Source organism: Rhodobacter capsulatus, assembly GCF_003254295.1.
Classification (GTDB): Bacteria; Pseudomonadota; Alphaproteobacteria; order Rhodobacterales; family Rhodobacteraceae; genus Rhodobacter; species Rhodobacter capsulatus.
Genome location: NZ_QKZO01000011.1, coordinates 32,200 through 50,136 on the forward strand (window position 1 = coordinate 32,200; position 17,937 = coordinate 50,136).

General features: G+C 63.6%; 11 protein-coding genes and 2 pseudogenes. 8 read left to right on the forward strand and 5 right to left on the reverse strand.

The window, feature by feature from the left end:
• The first annotated feature begins 145 nt into the window (after positions 1 to 145).
• The gene (locus LY44_RS14790; protein WP_055210828.1) at positions 146 to 742 is read left to right on the forward strand and encodes a hypothetical protein; all 597 of its coding nucleotides are present in this window, start codon (positions 146 to 148) and stop codon (positions 740 to 742) included.
• A gap of 18 nt (positions 743 to 760) precedes the next feature.
• On the opposite strand, the gene LY44_RS14795 is transcribed toward LY44_RS14790, so the two are convergent.
• Positions 761 to 1,630 (reverse strand): hypothetical protein, encoded by an 870-nt coding sequence (locus LY44_RS14795; protein ID WP_055210826.1) that lies wholly within the window; start codon positions 1,628 to 1,630, stop codon positions 761 to 763.
• Between the two features lie 396 nt (positions 1,631 to 2,026).
• Here LY44_RS14795 and LY44_RS14800 point away from each other — a divergent pair, with 396 nt between their 5' ends.
• The 6 genes from LY44_RS14800 (at position 2,027) to cas2 (ending at position 11,882) form a co-directional block, all read left to right on the forward strand.
• Entirely contained in the window at positions 2,027 to 3,751 is a 1,725-nt protein-coding gene (locus LY44_RS14800; protein ID WP_055210824.1) for a hypothetical protein, read from the forward strand.
• Positions 3,748 to 5,631: a hypothetical protein gene (locus tag LY44_RS14805; RefSeq protein ID WP_055210821.1), complete on the forward strand. Its 1,884-nt coding sequence runs from the start codon at positions 3,748 to 3,750 to the stop codon at positions 5,629 to 5,631. Before LY44_RS14800 ends, LY44_RS14805 begins: the two co-directional genes overlap by 4 nt.
• Positions 5,631 to 7,205, forward strand: a complete 1,575-nt coding sequence (locus LY44_RS17725; protein ID WP_055210818.1) for an RAMP superfamily CRISPR-associated protein — start codon at positions 5,631 to 5,633, stop codon at positions 7,203 to 7,205. The genes LY44_RS14805 and LY44_RS17725 overlap by 1 nt, the downstream gene beginning before the upstream one ends.
• Positions 7,202 to 9,178: an RAMP superfamily CRISPR-associated protein gene (locus tag LY44_RS14810; RefSeq protein ID WP_055210817.1), complete on the forward strand. Its 1,977-nt coding sequence runs from the start codon at positions 7,202 to 7,204 to the stop codon at positions 9,176 to 9,178. The genes LY44_RS17725 and LY44_RS14810 overlap by 4 nt, the downstream gene beginning before the upstream one ends.
• 401 nt (positions 9,179 to 9,579) lie before the next feature.
• On the forward strand, positions 9,580 to 11,592 hold the full coding sequence (cas1, locus tag LY44_RS14815) for a CRISPR-associated endonuclease Cas1 (RefSeq protein WP_055210815.1): 2,013 nt from the start codon (positions 9,580 to 9,582) through the stop codon (positions 11,590 to 11,592).
• Between the two features lie 2 nt (positions 11,593 to 11,594).
• Positions 11,595 to 11,882, forward strand: coding sequence for a CRISPR-associated endonuclease Cas2 (gene cas2, locus LY44_RS14820; RefSeq protein WP_055210813.1), 288 nt, complete (start codon positions 11,595 to 11,597; stop codon positions 11,880 to 11,882).
• A gap of 422 nt (positions 11,883 to 12,304) precedes the next feature.
• On the opposite strand, the gene LY44_RS14825 is transcribed toward cas2, so the two are convergent.
• Together LY44_RS14825 and LY44_RS14830 are read right to left on the reverse strand one after the other, a co-directional pair.
• Positions 12,305 to 13,075 (reverse strand): hypothetical protein, encoded by a 771-nt coding sequence (locus tag LY44_RS14825; RefSeq protein ID WP_055210811.1) that lies wholly within the window; start codon positions 13,073 to 13,075, stop codon positions 12,305 to 12,307.
• Entirely contained in the window at positions 13,072 to 14,703 is a 1,632-nt protein-coding gene (locus LY44_RS14830; RefSeq protein ID WP_146707260.1) for an ABC transporter permease, read from the reverse strand. Before LY44_RS14830 ends, LY44_RS14825 begins: the two co-directional genes overlap by 4 nt.
• A gap of 81 nt (positions 14,704 to 14,784) precedes the next feature.
• Between LY44_RS14830 and LY44_RS17730 the strand changes: the two genes are divergently transcribed.
• Positions 14,785 to 15,021, forward strand: coding sequence for a hypothetical protein (locus tag LY44_RS17730; RefSeq protein WP_146707261.1), 237 nt, complete (start codon positions 14,785 to 14,787; stop codon positions 15,019 to 15,021).
• Between the two features lie 1,395 nt (positions 15,022 to 16,416).
• On the opposite strand, the pseudogene LY44_RS14835 reads toward LY44_RS17730, so the two are convergent.
• Positions 16,417 to 17,121, reverse strand: a pseudogene (locus tag LY44_RS14835) (IS30 family transposase); the annotation flags it as partial.
• A gap of 104 nt (positions 17,122 to 17,225) precedes the next feature.
• Positions 17,226 to 17,727, reverse strand: a pseudogene (locus tag LY44_RS14840) (IS66 family transposase zinc-finger binding domain-containing protein); the annotation flags it as partial.
• Between the last annotated feature and the right edge of the window lie 210 nt (positions 17,728 to 17,937).

Genomic DNA, 17,937 nt, shown 5'->3' on the forward strand with positions numbered 1-17,937 from the left:
TACCGGGCTCGATACTGCGGCCGCGCGCCCTTGGGCGACCTTTTTACCGCGGTTTCACGAGGTGAGGAACGCTTTGCCGTGCGGCATCGCTCTTGTTGCGCTTTGCCCGCCCCACTTCGTCCCTAAAGGCTTGCCCCGATTGCAGATGTCGGGCCGCATCCGTCGCGGCGATGCGATGATCTGGGCGGAATTCGGCGTTGGCACGCAAAACTCCGACGTTGTCACGCATCTGGCGGTCAGTCTTGCCGTCGAACTTTGCGGCTGGCGGCTCGATCTGATCGAGGATCTGGTGAGCCAGCGCCCCGAAGACATTCTGGACCCGAGAGGATGGCTGAGACGCAACTCCGATCTGCGCAGCGATCTGGTGGCAAGTTTCGCCGGAAAACCCTTTGCCTGTCCGATCTCGCTCATGGCCGATGGCAAGGTGGCCGAGGTCGAGCATCGGATCTGGAAGGCGCAGGTCAGTGCCGTCTTTCCATGGATCGAGCAGCAGCGGTTGCAATGCATCGACCATTTCCGCAAATCCCTGCGTCTTGATGAGCAGGCGGCAAAGCTGGGGGTCACGCAGGTCGAGGATCTCGAATTCGGTGCGCTGAAATACCAGCTCCGCTCGACCGCCTCGCGCAATCAATCCGAATTGATCAGTGCCTTTGCCACGATGCGCAACGCGCTGGCGCATCGAAAGCCCGTCGCCCCCGCCGATCTTGGTTTTGCGCTTTCGGCGGCCCCCGCCTTTGGCTGAGCGGCGAAGGCGGCCGCGCTACCACGGACGCGGATAAAGGTCGTATCGCCCGCAGCCTTTCGAGACCGACCCGCCCGCGTGCAGCACCGTTCCGGCGGCCAGCAGCGCCAGAACCTCCTCGTCGGCGCCCGTCACCGCCAGCCGCCCGATATAGCCCGAGGCCTTGGTGCGACCGTTGACCGAGGAATACATGTCCCATGTCACCGGACGCAAACCGCTGCACTCATAGTTCAGCGCCCGGGCCCGGTCGCGCCACCAGCTCAGCCGCGGCTCGAAGCGCAGCCCGATCCACGGCTCCATCTGCGCCGCCCGGTCGGCCAGCCCCACCAGAATGTCATCGAACGCGGTGCCAAGGACGCCCGACGGGCCAAGCATCAGCGGCGTGTGAAACTCGAGCACCACGGCCCGGGCGGGGTCGGGCGGCTCGACCCCTTCGCTGCGGGTCCAGTTGGCCGACACCAGCCGCAAGGGCGCGCGGCGGCCGTTGCGCCGATCCAGAAGCAGCCCCGGCGGAGTGGTCAGCGCGGTGATCATCGCCTCAAAGGCGGCGTCGCGCCAGCGCCCGGCAAAGCCGATCAGCATCAGCGTGACGTGAAACCGGCCGCCCTCGATCCGCGCGGCGAGGCGGTAGGGCGGCCCGGCATGGCCCGCCCCCCCGATCTTGTCGGGAAAGAACAGCGCATGGGCCCGGATCGCTTCGGGCTGACCCGCTGCGGCGGCGGCGCGCAGCGCATGGCCCCATGCCCCGCGCAACCGCGCCACCAGTTCGAAATCGGCGTCAAGGCGCGGATCGGCCTCGCATTGCAGATCAAGCCGCGTGACGGCAAGGCCCGCGACAAGATCGCGGGCTGTTTGCGCGCAAGCAAGGGGAGAGGGGGCTGCGGTCATGGTGCAAGGATGCACCGGAAGAGCGGAACCGGCAAGCATCGGCAGGGGCGCCGGACGTGGTGCCAGACTGATGAAACTGATCAGCGCGAAGCAATTCGTGCCAACCGGCAGGGGCGCCGGACGTGGTGCCAGACTGAGCCCTTGGAAACCCTCTGTCAAGAAGGGAAATTTCCACCATTTTCCAATGGGTCAGCATGTTTGGCCTTGCTGGCTTGACATAATTCCTTCGGGGCTTAACCAACATCATGAATAATAATGACAATATGCACTCCACTGGGTCCTTTGTTCGCCGTGGACTGGTTCACGCTGCCGCACCGGCGCATCCGTCCCTTGCAAAGGCTTGATTTGATGCGGGATTCGACGCAGGCTTGGGCCGGGTCAAGGTGGTTGGGTGACGTGGGCAAAGCTGCGTGCTGGGTAATCCTTGAAGGTCAGAATTTCGCGGCGTCGATCCTTGATACGCAGGATCTTTCGACGATCCGCGGCGGCTCGCTGTTGCTGCGCGATCTGGTGCCCAAGGCCGGGGCGGCGCTGGAGCGGCATTTCCCCGGCAAGGTGCGCTGTGCGACGGCGGGGGGCTCGCTCGGCATCTGGCAGGTTGCGGCGGATCAGGGGGCAGTCGCCCCGGCGCTGGAAAAGATCCGTGCAGAGCTGACGGCCGGACCGGCGCGGCATCTGGGTTTTGGTCTGGCGGCGGTGGTCGATGACGGCACCGGCTATGCGCGCCAGCGGTTGCGGCTGCGCGCGGCGCTGCAACGGGCACGGCTGGCCGAGGTGCGTGTGCCCTATCCCGATCTGACCGATACCGAGCCGATGGTCTGTCAGGTCGATTTCGTGCGCCCGGTGGGCAAGGGCAAGCGCCAGCGCATCGACCGCGAAGAGGCGGGGGAGCGTGCCGTTCTCAAGCTCAGCACCTCGGTTTACGATCGACGCCGCTTTGGCATCGACAAGAAACAGGCCTTGATTGCCGAGGAAACCGACCCGAAAAAGCTGAGCCACGCAGCGCAAAAAGCTTTGGCGCGCGCGGGGCGGGCCTTTGCGATGCAGATGGGCTCGATTTCCGAACAGGCGGCACCGCCGGAGGGGCTCAAGCAGAGCCTGCAGGACAAGGTTTGCGTCATCACGCTGGACGGCAACGGCTTTGGCGCGATTCAGGATGCGGCGCTTGCGAAGTCCGACACGATCGAGGCGCAGATCATGTTCGATCAGGCCCTGGCCGGGATGCGATCAGAGCTGATCGCGCAGGTGTTTTCGCAGGTGATCGACGCTGGCGGCGAGGGGGTGCCCTGCGCCGAAGAAGAGGCGGTGCGGCGGGAATTGAAAGACCCGATCCGCGATGGCGCGCCGGTGATCCGGTTCGAATTGCTGCTGTGGGGGGGCGACGAGATCATGTTCGTCGTACCCGCCCGGATCGGCTGGCAGGTGCTTGAAAGCATCGGCACGGCGGCGGCGCGGCTGCGGGTGCTGGAAAAGCCGGTCAGTTTTTCGGTGGGGGCGGTGTTTTGCCATCACGATGCGCCGATCGTGCGGGTCAAGGCTTTGGCCGATGGCTTGTGTGGCCATATCAAGCGGCTCAAACCCGATACTGGCGGTGGCCGCGATGGCAAGGCGGCGACGCTTTTCATGATCGAGGTGCTCGAGTCCTTCGACCATGTGGGGATGGATCTTGCGGCCCATCTGGCGCGGCGTTTGCCGAAGCCGATGGGGGAAAAGCTTTCGCCCGGTGCAGAGGGGGCCTTTGCGGTGCTTGATTGCGCCGAACTTGCGGCCTTGCGGCTTTCGGCCGAGGCTTTGGCGGCGGGGACCGGAGGGACGGTGTCACGCGGGCGTTTGCGCCAGACCGCCTTTGCGCTGCATCGCGGGGCGGTGCCGGGGGCGGAATTCGTTGGTCCGAAATGGGTCGATTATGTCCACGACAGCACGAAACGGCTGCGCGGCAAGGCGGTCGAACTGGCCGCGACGGTGTTTCATGTGCATCACGGCGAAGGTGCGCCGAAGGGGGCTGCCATATCGGCCGACGACATCGGTCAGGCGCGGTTCTTCACCTTGCTTGATGCCTATTGGGACTATTTGACACCGATCCGGCAAAAGGCTGAAGCGACCGAAAGGGGGGGCAGATGATTTCCATCGTGCCACTGCGTCTGATCGTTCGGGCCCCCTATGCCAGCCGAGCTTCGGAAACCGGGGCGATCGGTGTGGATTTTCCGCTGGCGCGGGATGCCTTGGGGCGCGTGATGATCCCCAATTCGCTTGTGATCGGCAAGATGGCCGATGCGATGCGGGAGTTGCGCGATCTGCTGCAGGGCGATCCGCTCGAGGACGAATTCAAGCGTGATTTGGCTGAACTCTTTGCCGATGATGGCACGGAGCGCTCGGAGGAACGCGACGAGGAGAGCGATGGGCGCGATGCACGGCGCAATCTGACCGCATCGGATTTCGTGTTGCAGACCGAGGAACGTCCCACCGGCATGCGCACCCGCATTGCGATCGAAAATGCCACCATGACGGTTCAGGACGGCATGTTGCAGGTGATCGAGCAGCCCTTTGCTGCGGGGACAGAGCTTGCCTTCGATGGCTGCCTTCGGGTCTTTGGGGAGATTTCGGACGCGCGCAAAGCCCGGTTGCGCAAAGCTTTGGCCTTTGTCACGCAGGTTGGTGCGCTGCGCAGCGTCGGTTTCGGTGAGATTGTCCGGCTGGAGGATGGCACCGCGATCGTGGCCGAGAAACGGGAGTTGCCGGAGGCCCCATCGAACAAGGTTCTGTTACGGCTTTCCTTTGAGGACGTGTTCTGTGCGGGTGAGGCGCGCAATACCCCCAACACCTTTACCTCGGCCGATCACGTTCCGGGCGGGGTGATCAAAGGCGCAATCGCGCGCCAGATGCTTGCTGCCAAGGCGCGATCGGGTTTTCTGGATGAGGCCCCTGAAGATCTTTTCGACGGGGATGTCGGTGCTCTGGCGCAGTCGTTTTCCGCCGTGAGGGTCCGCCATGCGCAACCGGTGCCAAGAACCCAGATGCACAGGCCGTACCGGTATCTTCCGGAGTCGCTTGCAGCGATCGATGGGCCCGATGGACAGCCTTGCATCGTCGATCTGGCCGGACTGGTCGATCCCTCGGCAGCAGTCTTGATCGACGGACAGGTCCCGCTTGCGCCCTTTGACTGGAAGCAAAAGCACTTAGATGCGGCGCTGGCACTCATGGGGGTTGGGGAGGGGCCGTCACGCGTTCTTCGGATCCGCACGCAGATCAGCGAGGACAATCGTGCTGCGATGACCTCCCGTCTGTTCGGGGTGGAATATACCCGTGGGGATCAGCACGATTTTCTGGCCGAGGTCGATCTTTCGTCTTGCGCGGACCCCGAGGCCACGCTTCGCGGACTGGATGAGGTTCTGACCACGGGCCTCGGGGGTATCGGACGTGGCGGCGCATATGCCAAGGTGTCCCTCGAACCGGGATGCGCGGCAGAGCGTTCGCAAGTTGGGCAACGCGTTGTTGCGGTCCTGCAATCTCCGGCGCTGCTTCGGGATCCGAGCGATCCTTCAATCGGGTTACTTTCCGCTTATGCCAACGCCTTCGCCGAACTCGGATTGCCGGATTGCTGGCGGCTGATCTCGGTTTTCGCGCGCGAGCGCTTGGCTGGCGGAACCTTTTTCCGCAACCGGCTCGAGGGGGCGGGGGGGCGTTATGCGCCTTGGCTCTTGACCGAGCCCGGTGCGACCTTCGTTTTCGAGTGCGAGGACGATCATACATCCTGGCCCGCAGAACTCTTTGCGCGAGGACTTCAGGTCCCGCTGACGGTAAAGCTGCACAACGGCATCGAAAGCGTTCCCAAGCTTTACCGGGTCTGTCCCTATCTGCCCGAAAATGGCTTTGGGGACCTTGTCGTTGATCCGTTCTGCATCGGTGGAGTACCAGTTTGGCAGGTCAGATCCCCAACAGCACTGGGGCTTGCGGTCGAACCGGTGGGTGATTTCGGGCCAGACCGCGGGGGAGAAGGCTGATGCGCTGGATCATCCGTGGTGTTTTCGAAGCGCTGAGCCCGATTGCCATCCATACCGGGAGTGATGAAGACGAATGGCCCGAAGGCGTCTGTCCAACGGAGATCAATCATCTCTCTCAGATCGCTTCCGAACAAACACGCATCATTCCAGTGCAGGGGATCGAACTCGACGCAACTGGGCGGCCATTTCTGCCGGCAACTGCGATCAAGGGTTTGTTGCGCGCCAAGGCTTCCCAATGCTGCGACCTTGATCTTGACCAGACGACGCGCCTGTTCGGCGATGCACCGCAGGAAGATGCATCGCAAAGCGCAAAAGTTCCGAAGGGCGGAATGATCGAGTTTCGGAACGCCTGGGCATCCGCTTCCGGCCGCGTCATGCGTCCGGCGGCGCGCGGCAAGACTGAAATTGCGGAAGGCACACGCACTGCCGACGATGGGCAGTTGCGGCATGATCGTGTGGTGGCAAAGGGGGTTTGCTTTGATGTCGATCTGGTGCTGACCCGGGCCAACCGGTCCGATGTCGAAACCGTGCTTAGCCTTCTTGCGCAGGTCAATGGCGCATCCAGTGAAAGCGCAATCGGTTCTTCCACTTCGCAAGGTGACGGGCGCATCAAATGGATCAAAGAGCAAGTCCTGTGTTTTGACAGGGTGCAGGCGCAGGAATGGCTCAAGGCTGGTGCTGAGAAACCTTGGGCAGACTACGCGACCGAGGTCGACGTCGCCGCCATTCCGTTGACGTTTCAGTCGCGCTTGCTTCTTGAAATCTCGCTCGAGATTCACATTGAAGGCCATTTCCTGGTTGCCGCTCTGGGCGAATATGTGAATGAAGAGGGCAAGAAAGCGTCGCTTCATCGGCCCTTCAGGCTTGCTGCCAGTGATGAGACGACGGCCCGACTTCCCGGAGCGAGCCTTGATGGCGCGTTGCGGGCACAGGCGCGGCGCATCTATCGCACCATTAGCGGCGATGCCCTTCCCTGGGCGCCGAACGACACCGAATTGCCGATCGCATTTGCCTCTCTCTTTGGTTCGCCGGATTATGGGTCGATGCTCGAAACCGAGACGCTCCTGGCCACCGATATCACCCCGGTTCGACAAGAATTCGTGGCCATCGACCGTTTTACGGGCGGGCAGACCGACGGGAAGAAATTCAAGCTCGAAGCCTTCGAGAAACCTGTTCTCAAGGGCAAGCTGGTTTTGCAATTGCTGCGACGCGCCACGCAGGACCTCTCGGGCAAGCGGTTGACTGTCGCGAAACACGCCCTGACGCCCGAGGCGCTGGGCCTGCTTGCGCTTTGCCTCAAGGACCTTGCGACCGGGGACATCCCGCTCGGTCATGCCACGCGCAAAGGGTACGGCGGCGTTAAAAAAGTCATCTTCGATGACGGGGATTGGCCCGGCATGCTTGAAACCCTCGGCAAGACGGCGGTGTCTCACGCGGCTGATCTACCCGAGTTCGAGGTATTCGAAGGCCTTTCGGGGCGCGAAGCCATCGGCAAGGCCGTCGCGCTCCTGCATGACGAAGCGACGGCATGGGCCGATCGGCGCAAAGGGGCAAAATCCGGAGAGGTGACATGACGACCTTCCGCAACAGCTATCACTTCGTGCCCCGGGCGCCGAACGATGCGAAAGCGAAGGGGCGAACCCTGCCCGACAAAGCGCGTGACTTCGGGCTTCGCCCCGGGCACGAGGCCGAAGGTCACGCCATCTACGCCGCCGACGCCCATTCCGGACGCATCACCTGCACGGTAACCCTTGAATGCCCCACGATCATCGGCGGCCAGCGCCTGAAAGGGGCCGACAACACATCTCCGGCCCGTGTCGCGCCGTTCCTTTTCGTTGGCAAACCGGCGATCCCGGCGTCCAGCCTCAAAGGGATGCTGTCGGTCATTGCCGAATCCGCCGCCCGCGCGCCTTATCGCGTTCTGCGCGACATGAACCTGACAGTTGCCTATTCCAAACGGGATCCAGAAGCGGGAAATGCACTCTTCACCGTTCGGCATCAGGTTCTGGACGGCAAAGCCAGCCGCAACCGCCCCAAGCTGAGCGCCGCCACTCAGATGCAAAGCAGCCGCGCCTATTTTGATCCCTCTCTGCTCCCGCTCGAGATCAAGAACCGGACCGTGTCGCGCGCGCTTGTCAACCCGGTCGAGTCGATGTTCGGATTTGTGGCCGAGGCGGAAAAGGGACAGGCAAACGCAGGACGCGGCAAACTGGTCAGTGCGGCGGGCAAGTTGCGGTTCAGCCACGCGCTGCCGGCGGGTGCATCGGCAGACAAGGAGACATCCGAGTTCTTTCTGAAGGGCAATATCGATCCGAAGTTCGACAAGGTGCCCGATGGCGTCAAGCTCACCCTGCTGAAGGAACAGGGCGCACCGATGAAGCCGCCAAAGCGCGTAAGCAACCCGCCGCGCCCGCCGCAGTTCCCGGACAAGAATTACGAAGAACTCAATTCAGCGACGCCGAATTTCTATTTCTTCGAAAAGAACAACCCCAAGGCCTTCATCTCCAAGAAGGATTTCGCCACCAAGGGCCCCGAAACCTACGCCGCCCAAGGAGCGAAATTCTATTTGCACACCTCTGGCACTCCTGTCAGCCAGCAGTGGAAATCGGTGGCCCCCGCGACCGGGACCGGTGTCGAGCGCAAGGCTGCGGCCGCCGTGCTCGCGCCGAAAAACACCTTTGAATTCCACATCGATTTCGACAATCTGACGCAGCACGAGTTGAACATCCTCTGCTTTGCCTTGCGCCCGAGCGAACGGTTCCGCCACAAGATCGGGCTGGGCAAGGGGCTGGGTCTGGGCTCGATCTGCCTCGAGGTGACCGGGCTTGTCCTGATTGATCGCAACGAACGCTATCGGGCGGATACCCTTTTCGCGGCGGACCCTCGGGCGGGCTCTGCAACCGGGGCAGAGAGCGCCAAGCGCTTCGCCAAGGCACATTCCGATTGGCTGGAGGAAAACGACAAGGGCGCCAAGCGGGCACTTCTTGCCATTGGCGAGACGCATCGGTTTTGCGAGGGCGACCCGGAACCGGAGCCTGTTCTTTGGGTGCCGCTGACCGAGGAGAAGTATCAGGCTGCGCAGCGCGGCGGCGCGGAGGCCGAGGATGAAAGTTTCGAATGGTTCACCAATAATGACCGTTCACGGGCGCAGAAACTGCCCCCCATTGGCGACTCGGGTGTGCCGCTGCTCAAGACCAATTCTCGCCCGCCGAAACCGCCCAAGACCGGGGCGAACGCGGGGGCCGCGCGAAAGCCGCAGCAGGACAGCGCAGGTCGCGCCCCCGCGCAGGCGATCCGCCCCGAGACGCAACGCGATCCGGGCGAGCGTCGGGGGGTGCTGGCGTGGCATGTCGTGCCCGCGACGGGCACCGTTTTCGGCAAGGTGGTCGATGCGCAGACCGGGCAACGGTTTCACGTCATCCTGAAGCACTTGCAGGAGGCTGGTCTGGGCGCGGAAGACACCGGTGCCACGGTAGTCTTCGTGCCTGACAAACGACCACCCAAGTCCGGACATGACCCCGCCGTCTGGAGAATTCGGAAGGCTTGAGCCGCCGCAATCTCGGAGATTTGGTGCATATGACAAAGGACGCCTTCGGGCGTCCTTTTCCGTGTTGCACATATGCCAAAACCGGCAGGGCCGCCGGACGCGGTGCCAGACAAAAGCGAACACTTCCACGACTCGATCGAGTGCCAACCGGCAGGGCCGCCGGACGCGGTGCCAGACATCTTCAAAAACTTATGAGGCAGTAAAAGTGCCAACCGGCAGGGCCGCCGGACGCGGTGCCAGACTGAGCCTCTGGAAGGGCTTCGTCAAGAATGATTTTTTTTATCGCTTTTCCAATGGGTTCATGTTTTCATCATCAAGAATTGGGCCGGATTCATCCAATCCCCACTCAAGTCATTGGCGAACATGAAGAATAATCACTCCACTGGGTTCCTTGCATGAGAATGTTCGACGCTGCCACCTCGGTGCCCGCGCTGACCGAGGCCTGGATCAAGACCCTGCGCAAGGGCGGTGGGCCGGGGGGCGATGGCGAAACCATCGCGCATTTCGCCCGGCAGGCCGAATTTCGCCTTGCCCGGCTTGCGCATGAATTGCAGGCTGACCTGTATCGCCCCGGCCCGCTGCGGCAGATTTCGGTGCCCAAGCGCAAGGGCGAGGGGATGCGGGTGCTCTCGATCCCCTGCGTGGTCGATCGCATCGCGCAACGGGCCACTGCGGCGGTGCTCTCGGCCGCGCTGGAGCCGCAGTTTTCCGATGCCAGTTTCGGCTATCGCCCCGGCCGTTCGGTGGCGCAGGCGGTGGCGCGGGTCGATGCGCTGCGCCGGCAGGGGTTCACCTGGGTCGTCGATGCCGACATCAAGGCGTTTTTCGACAGTGTTCCTCATGCCCCGCTTGCCGCGCGGCTGCACGCCGCCGGGATCGAGCCGCAACTGATCGAGCTGATCGACCTTTGGCTGGACAGCTTTTCCGCCGAGGGGGTGGGGCTGGCGCAGGGCTCGCCAATCTCGCCGGTGCTGGCCAATTTGCATCTTGATGCGCTTGATGACAGTTTCGGGCCGCGCGGGTCGGTGCGGATCGTGCGCTTTGCCGATGATTTCGTGCTGCTGACCCGTTGCCGTCCGGGGGCCGAGGCGGCGCTGGCCAAGGCGCGTGACCAGTTGGCCGAGGCGGGGCTGCGGCTCAATCTCGCGAAAACCCGGATCGTGCCTTATGATCAGGCCTTGCGCTTTCTGGGCCATCTGTTCGTGCGCGGCATGGTTCTGCCCGAGGGCGACGACGAGGAGCCCGCCGAACCCACGCGTGCCCTGACCTATGGGGGTGTGCCCCCGGAAGAAGAGGCCGCGGCGCAGGCGGTGCTGCGGGGCGAAGAGCCCGAGGCGCCGCCCGAAGATCCCGCGCCGATCCTGCCCGAGGAGATCGAGGCGGACGATCTGTCCCCCGGTCAGGTGCCGCTTTATCTTTTCGAGCCGGGCTATCGGCTGGTGGCCGAGCGCGAGGGGTTTACGGTGATCGGCCATGGCCGGGCGCGGCTGCGGCTGCCCGCTACGATGATCTCGCGCATCGATCTGGGGGCCGAGGTCGAGGCCGAGGATGCGGCGCTGCGCCTTGCCGCCGCGCATGGCATACCGGTGGCGCTGTTGAACGAGGCCGGGCTGCCGCAATCGGTGCTGATGCCCACGCTTTCGGGGGATGCGGCGCTGCACATGGCGCAGGCGCGGCTGGCGCTGGATCCGGTCCGGGCAGCGGACCTCGCATCGCTTCTGGTGGCGGGCCGCATCCGCAATGCGCAGGCGCTGCTCAAACGGCTTAACCGGCGCCGTGCCGATGCGGAGGTCGATCAAGCCTGTGAGCGGCTCAAGTCCCAGTGGCGCAAGCTCGAGGTGCCGCGCCCGCTGGCCGATGTCCGCGCGATCGAGGCCGAGGCGGCGCGCAGCTATTGGCCCGCGCTGTCGGCCTGTCTTGAACACGGCTTCGCGCTGCCCTCGCGCCGCGATCCGGGGCGGGCGACGGCGGTCAATGCCGTGCTTGACTACACCGCCGCCCTGCTGACGCGCGACATGCGCGCCGCCGTGTTGCGGGCGCGGCTGCATCCGGGCTTTGGCGTGCTGCATGTGGCCAGCGACGGTCACGATGCCTGTGTCTATGACCTGATCGAGCCGTTCCGGGCGCCGCTGGCCGAGGCGCTGACGGTTTACCTGCTGAACAACCGCATCCTGAAAGCCGAGGATTTCCACCTCGAGCCGCCCAAATCCGCCCGCGCGCATGGGGTGCGGCTTTTGCCCGCCGCCGGGCGCAAGCTGGTGCAGGGCTACGAGGCCTGGGTGGCGCGGGCGATCATCGACCCGGTCGCGGGCCACCGCACCACCTGGCGCAGCCTGATCGGGGCCGAGGCCCGCCGCTTTGCCCGAATGGCGCAGGATGGCACCCCCTGGACCCCCTACAGGATGAAGCACTGACCATGGCCGACCGTCCGCAATTGCGTCTGATTGTTTACGACATCGCCAGCGACCGGCGCCGCCGCAAGGTGGTGGCGTTGCTCGAGCCACGTGCGGCGCGGGTGCAGGAAAGCGTGTTCGAGGCGCGGCTGAGCCAGGCGCAACTGACCCGCCTGCGCGTCAAGCTGGAGGCGGTGATTGCCCCCGAGGATTCGCTGCGCATCTATACCGTCCCCGATGCCGCCCTGCGCCGCTGCCACATTCAGGGCGGGCCGATGCTGGCAGACGGGGCACGGTTCTGGCTGATTTGATCGCCGGGACCCAGTGGAGTGGCGAAAGTTTATCTATCACAGTGGGTTAGGCAATGTCCGTGGGAATTATGTAATCCGCCTCACAGCGAAATGCCTAACCTAGTGGAAAGTGGCCAAAAAATCCCTTGTTGACAGAGGGCTTCCAGAGGCTCAGTCTGGCACCATGTCCGGCGGCCCTGCCGGTTGGCACGTGACCGTCGCCATCAGAACGCCCCCGTTCGTCTGGCACCATGTCCGGCGGCCCTGCCGGTTGGCACAATATCAGTGACCCCCCGACATCAGTTTTGTCTGGCACCACGTCCGGCGGCCCTGCCGGTTGGCACCCACGGGTTGCTCTCCAGGCCTGTGTTGGTCTGGCACCGCGTCCGGCGGCCCTGCCGATGATGCGGAGTGCGTACGGTGATCTGAGGGAAAGGCCCGGCTCAGCCGAGAGCGGCGAGAAGCGCGGGCAAGGGGGGGCTGGCGGCAAGGCCCCAAAATCCGCGCCGGGGCAATTCGCCACCGCGCCAGCCGCCGGGAAAGGCCGCATCGAGCCGCGCGATCCGCGCGCCCGCGCCAAAGAATTGCACCGTATCCGGGCACAGGATCAGAAGATCGCGCCGATCCCCCGCCGCCACCAGCGGATCTGCCACCGTTGCGGTGCGCCCATGCGGCAGGGTGATCACGATCAGACTGCCCGCCAGCGCGGTCTCGGCCTGCGCCAGCGCCGCAAGGCCCTGCGCCTCTTCCTCAGCGGTGATGCCCTGCGCCTGCCGATCGCGGCGGCGGATTTCGGCGATCTCGGCGGTCGTGGCGCCGAACCGCTCCAGCGCCGGAATGTGGCCGATATCATTGGCGGCAACCAGTTCGAAATCCCGCGTCCAAAGGCTTTCGGGCAGATCGAGCAGCGTAAAGACCTGTCGCAGCGCCGCCGGTTCGGCGCTGCGGGGCCCGTGGTGGTCGATCTCGAAACAGCCGGGGGGCAGGGGCATGTCGCACGTCAGTTCCACCAGCACCGGGCTCAACCCGCGCGCCGCCGCCGCCGCGATTTCGCTGCGGTAATCCGAGGCCCGTGCGCCCCAGGGCAGGCCCTTGTCGCAAATCTCGGCCACGCGCGGATCGCCCGCGCTCTGCCGTTCGTGCAGCAGTTCCGCAATGGTGACCATTTCCAGATCATGGCCACCCAGAAAAAACACGTAGCGCGGCGGGATCATCGCGGCCAGACCGCGACCGAGGCCAGCGCCGCGCCCAGAAAGAACAGCACGGCGAGCCCCCTGCGCACAAAGGCCTCGGCGGGCCGTATGCGGCGGTGATCGGTGCCGGTGCGCACGGCGATGGCATGCGAGAGGATCCAGGCAAGGCCCGCCGCAGCCAACAGGCCGAAGCCGAAAGTCGTGACATGCATGATGGGCTTGTCAGAGGGGGAGGGCATTTTGAACAGCCCCTCGATCAGGCTTTCGGTGCTCAGGATGTTCATCGAGAAAAAGCCCATCACCAGCGCGATGACCACGCCGAGGCTGGCGATGATGTTCAACCGCTCTGCCGCTTCGGTGGCATGGCGGGCCTCGCGGCCCTGACGCTCCGCCTCGCGGGAGGACAGGAAGGCGACGGCGGTTTCCAGCTCGGATTTGATGTCGGCAAACATCGCGTCGAGCCGCATCACCCCGCGCAGTCGGGCATAAAGCTCGCCTGCCTGCAATTGCCCCGAGACGCCGGTGAAGCGGAAACGATGGACGTAATGCAGGAAGTCGCGTTCGATATCCTGCAGACCGGTGGAAAGTGCGGGTTCTGACCGGGTTCTGTCAAAGCGCGCGACGGCACGGGTGATGCGCGAGGACAGGCCCAGCATCATCGCCTTGTCGATCACCTGCAGAAGGAACATCTGATAATAGTGTCGCTGCATATGGACTTCGAGGGTTTCGGCATAGTCGTTGCCCTCGGCATATGTCACTGCGGTCATCGCGTAATCGCACATCAGATACCGCGTGCAGGGAACAGGTTTTCCATTCTCCTCCAGTTCCTTCGCGTGGTGAAAGCGGTCGTAGCAATGCCCCTCGAAGCCATTGCGCAAGAAGGCCTCGGCATAAGGGAAGGGGCTTTTGCCGGGTTGCTCGACGAAGGCCAGCCGCATCCAATGGCCGTCGGAGAGCGCGTAATAATCGGCGCGGCTCCGCAAGATGACCGTGGTCATCAGCGGTAGCCGGTCATCGGAAAGATGCCGCCAGCGAAAGCCGCCGCGCGCGGCGCAAAGCGGCATGCGTTCGGTGTTTTCTTCGTCTCCGTTCAACAGCCAGCGCCAGTGCCGGGCGGGCAGAATACGGCGATCCTCCGGCGGGGTTTCGAGCAGTGTGGAATAGGGGGTGCGGGTCCGGACGTGCTTGCGTTCCGAAGGCGGGGCAGCCTCTGCGGGCACAGAGCGAAATTCCACCCCTTCGTCGCTGGGCAGGAAGGCGCAGGATGTGCCGTCTTGCAGGTGCCAAGCGACGCTGTCGGGCAGGCCGCGCGGCCCGATGGTTGTGTTATGGTTCGCGAAATAGGGAATGTGCGACCGACGCATGCTTTCGTTGAAGCGCAGGACATCCTTCAGGTTAAGATCTGCGGCCGCTTCGGCACGGCATTGCAGCGCGACGACCGCGATGCCGCCCGAGAGCAGATAAAGGTTCAGTCGCTCGACGGCGAAACGGCGCGGGGCCGTCCAGTCGAAGAACTTCACATCGGCGGCACGGATGTCGCTACGCTGGAACAGGCGCAACGGGCCGGCCCCAGGACCACCGGTCTTGCCGAAAAGCGCGCGCTGAACGAAGTCGTGGAAATAGGCGAATTCGCCATAGGCCAGGGCCATCGCGTTGTTCTGCTCGGTTGCGGCTGCGAGACCGCCATCCGAGGCACAAGATGCAGGCCCCGCGGGGTCGGGCAGGGGCAAATGCAACAAACCGTCGTCAACCCTCTTCCAAGGCGACCCCTCGGGGCAAAGCCACTTTTCCTGTGCTTGCAAGAAGGCCGCGTTGTCGAAAGCCGCATCCGTTTCTCGGTCGCTGATCTCGAGCGTCAACGGCCAGAAGAAAGTCGTCCGAAGCTGCGAAATCTGGATATCATCAAGCGCGGTGACGCCGCCCGTATTAAGGTCGGAAGCCTTTTCCCCAGTGGTGATGTTTTCTGACAAGCATGTACCTTACGCTGCAAACCAACGAGACGCAGTTGCGTTTGAGGAATCCTCAGAATCTTGACGCATTTGACCCCACTTTCGGCAAGGGGCGCTCAGATATCAAGCTGCGTTCTGCAACTGCGGCAAGTTGAGCGCCCTTGAGAGTGTAAAACAGTGTTGTGATCCTGCCCCCGCAACCAAAATCTACTAGCTAGATCAACTACATGCGCCCCGCCATCCAGCGGGGCTTTTTGCTTTGGTAAGTCGCCCGGTGCTACGCCGGTGCTACGCTGCGGCGCAATGAGGGGAGAGGGCGAGGGGGCAGGGGACAGGGAGCGCGCACTAAGCCGGATCGGAAAGGCCCAAGCCCAACCCGCGCCCCTAGGCGTAAGCCGATGGGTGCACGCCGAACGGCACAGCGCAACCACCAATGAACTTACGGCTCGAATTGCGGGTCGGCACTGTGCCGCCAATACGGCCCTTCGCAACGCTTCGGCGAGATCGTTGCAGCAAGAGGAGCGAAAGCAATTGGCCGCGCCCGGCATGGCCGCAAAGCGGTATTCGGATGGCTAAAGAACTCCCATTGAGATCCGCCGCAAGAGCGCTCACCAAGGGGTGAAATGCGGTCAGCACGCCCGCTCGCAACGTTTGTGCTTGTAAAAACGAGCCTTGCCACGCGAGGGATTGTGAGTACAATTCAAATTTTAATTGAGCCGCTAGCGGGGTGAATGCATGATCAGTGAAATCCAGCAACGAGGTGTAACCCGACAAAAACACCCGGTACATCGGACAAAAACCGGGAACAGCTGGGAATAGCCGGTAACAGACGATTTGTGTCTATAGATCATAGCGTTATGGATGCTATGGGCTTTCAAAGTGAGCTCGAACTTTGCACTTTGTGCCACGCGGTGATGACGGTCCCATCGCCACATGACGCTTGATCTCCTATCCACGTCACTTCGGTACGCTCCAGTGCAAACCCCATTCAAGCCTTATTTTATTGGGATTTTGCGTTGCGGTAGCGACTTTGGCGCGGCGGGAACTTTGCACTTTTGACGCATCTTGTTGCGCCTGGTGCAAAGTTATTTAATATCAGTTACTTACACGGTAAATCCATGCAGAGGCGCCGCTTTGGCCGCGCCTGGCACCGGAAAAGGGCAATGCGATCAAGCTATGCGCCCACCGCATAGCCTTGCGGGTACAGCCCAGACCTGCCCCTCAGTTCTCGACGCGCAGCATGCGGTATCCGGTGCCGCCGCTGTCCGCAGCACCTACGCGGACCTTTTTGGCCACAGTGACGCCACCGATCTGCGTCAGCAGTGTCGCCGAGGTTTGGTTGTCGCCTTTGGGCGAGGTGAAACTCGCGATGACCAACCCCGCCGCGATCAGACCCCAATAGTCATCGCTCGCCAGCCGTTTCATTCGCCGGGTGAAGCCTTCCAACGCCGCGTCAGCGGTGCAGCCGCGCATCTTGCTGAGAATGAGATAGCGGGTCTTGCGCTCGACCACCGTACCGACTGCCGAGCGGTTGAACGCCCCCTTGATCAGATCGCCCTCCCAGTGGCCGGGAACAAGACGGCCCTCGATTTCTTCGGGGCGGTGGATGATCCGCAACGATTTCGGGGCGATAGAGCCGCCAGACAGGGTGGTGCGCCGCAACCCGCGGGCGGGTTTCGCCTGCCGCAATGCCGCGAGCATCTCCGCCTTCAGCCCACCCCTCGGTTGCGCGTAGATCGCGGCATAGATGGTCTCATGGCTGATCTGGCGGGTCGGATCCTCGGGATGCATGGTCCGTAGTTTGCGCGCAATCTGCTCGGGTGACCAGCGCCGGTAGATCAGCTTGCCTTGCACAAAGTCATGCAGCCAGCCGCCAAGAGCAAGCTTTCGCCGCCGTCCGCAGTGCTTGCGGCGCGCCCGATACGCCAGCCCGCCGCGGTGCGCGCAGTAGGGCTGGGCGGGCAACCCATCCGGGCGACCACGCCGCAGTTCCCGGCCGATCGTGCTCGGCGCACGCCCCATAAGCTCACCGATCTCCCGAAGGCTCGCCCCGCGACGATGCTCCGCCAAAATCACGCCACGTTCCTCGCCGTCGAGGTGCTTGTATCGTTTGTCCATCGCAACATCCTATGCCCTGCGGGCCGTGGGTGTTGCACTTGAAGTTTGAGTCTAAGCTGTTGCTGAACGTGCGAAAGCGCATGGGGCCGCATGGCATCGGGAAAATCTACGGGCAGGCCGCGCGGCACCAGCCATTCCGGCGCGGGAGCCTGGGCGTGCTGCGCCCCCGCGCAGGTCCGGCAGACGTATTTCGGGCGCACCGTCACCAGCACGCGGAATTGTGCCGGGATCACATCGAGCCGCTCCGTCCGGCTTTCGCCAACCCGTTGCATCGCGCCGCAGCCGCAGGGGCACAGGATGCTCTCCGGTTCGAGGATCTGCTCGATCCGGGGCAGATGCGCGGGAAGATTGCCCGTCGCCAGCGGCGCTCGAACCGATGACGCGCTCGCTGCCGACTGCGCTGCGGCGGCGACATCGGCGCTTTCTTCGGGCCAATCACCTTCTCGGCCGCGTCGCTGGCCGCCGCCAGCATCCCGGCCGCGGCTTCGACATCCTCGAATGGCAGGTGATGCTGGTCGGGATCGCCCTTCTCGGACTTCGCGCCGAAAGCATCGCGGCGCAGTCTCGCGAGAGTAGCCGTTCCAGCCGCGCACGCGCCTCCTCGACCGCGGCAGGATGCCCTCGCCGGTTCGTTGGAACCGGTGGCGCTCACCGGCTTGACCTCAAGGCCTTCAGCGACTGCATCGCCGCAAGAGACCCGGACCGCCAGACCGCCGAAATCCGGATCCGAGTTCTTCGCGGCGGCGTTTGACCCAATGGCACTTGCCGCTCAGTCATCAACCGCTTCGATGACCTCGGCACCGCCGGGGTCGTTCG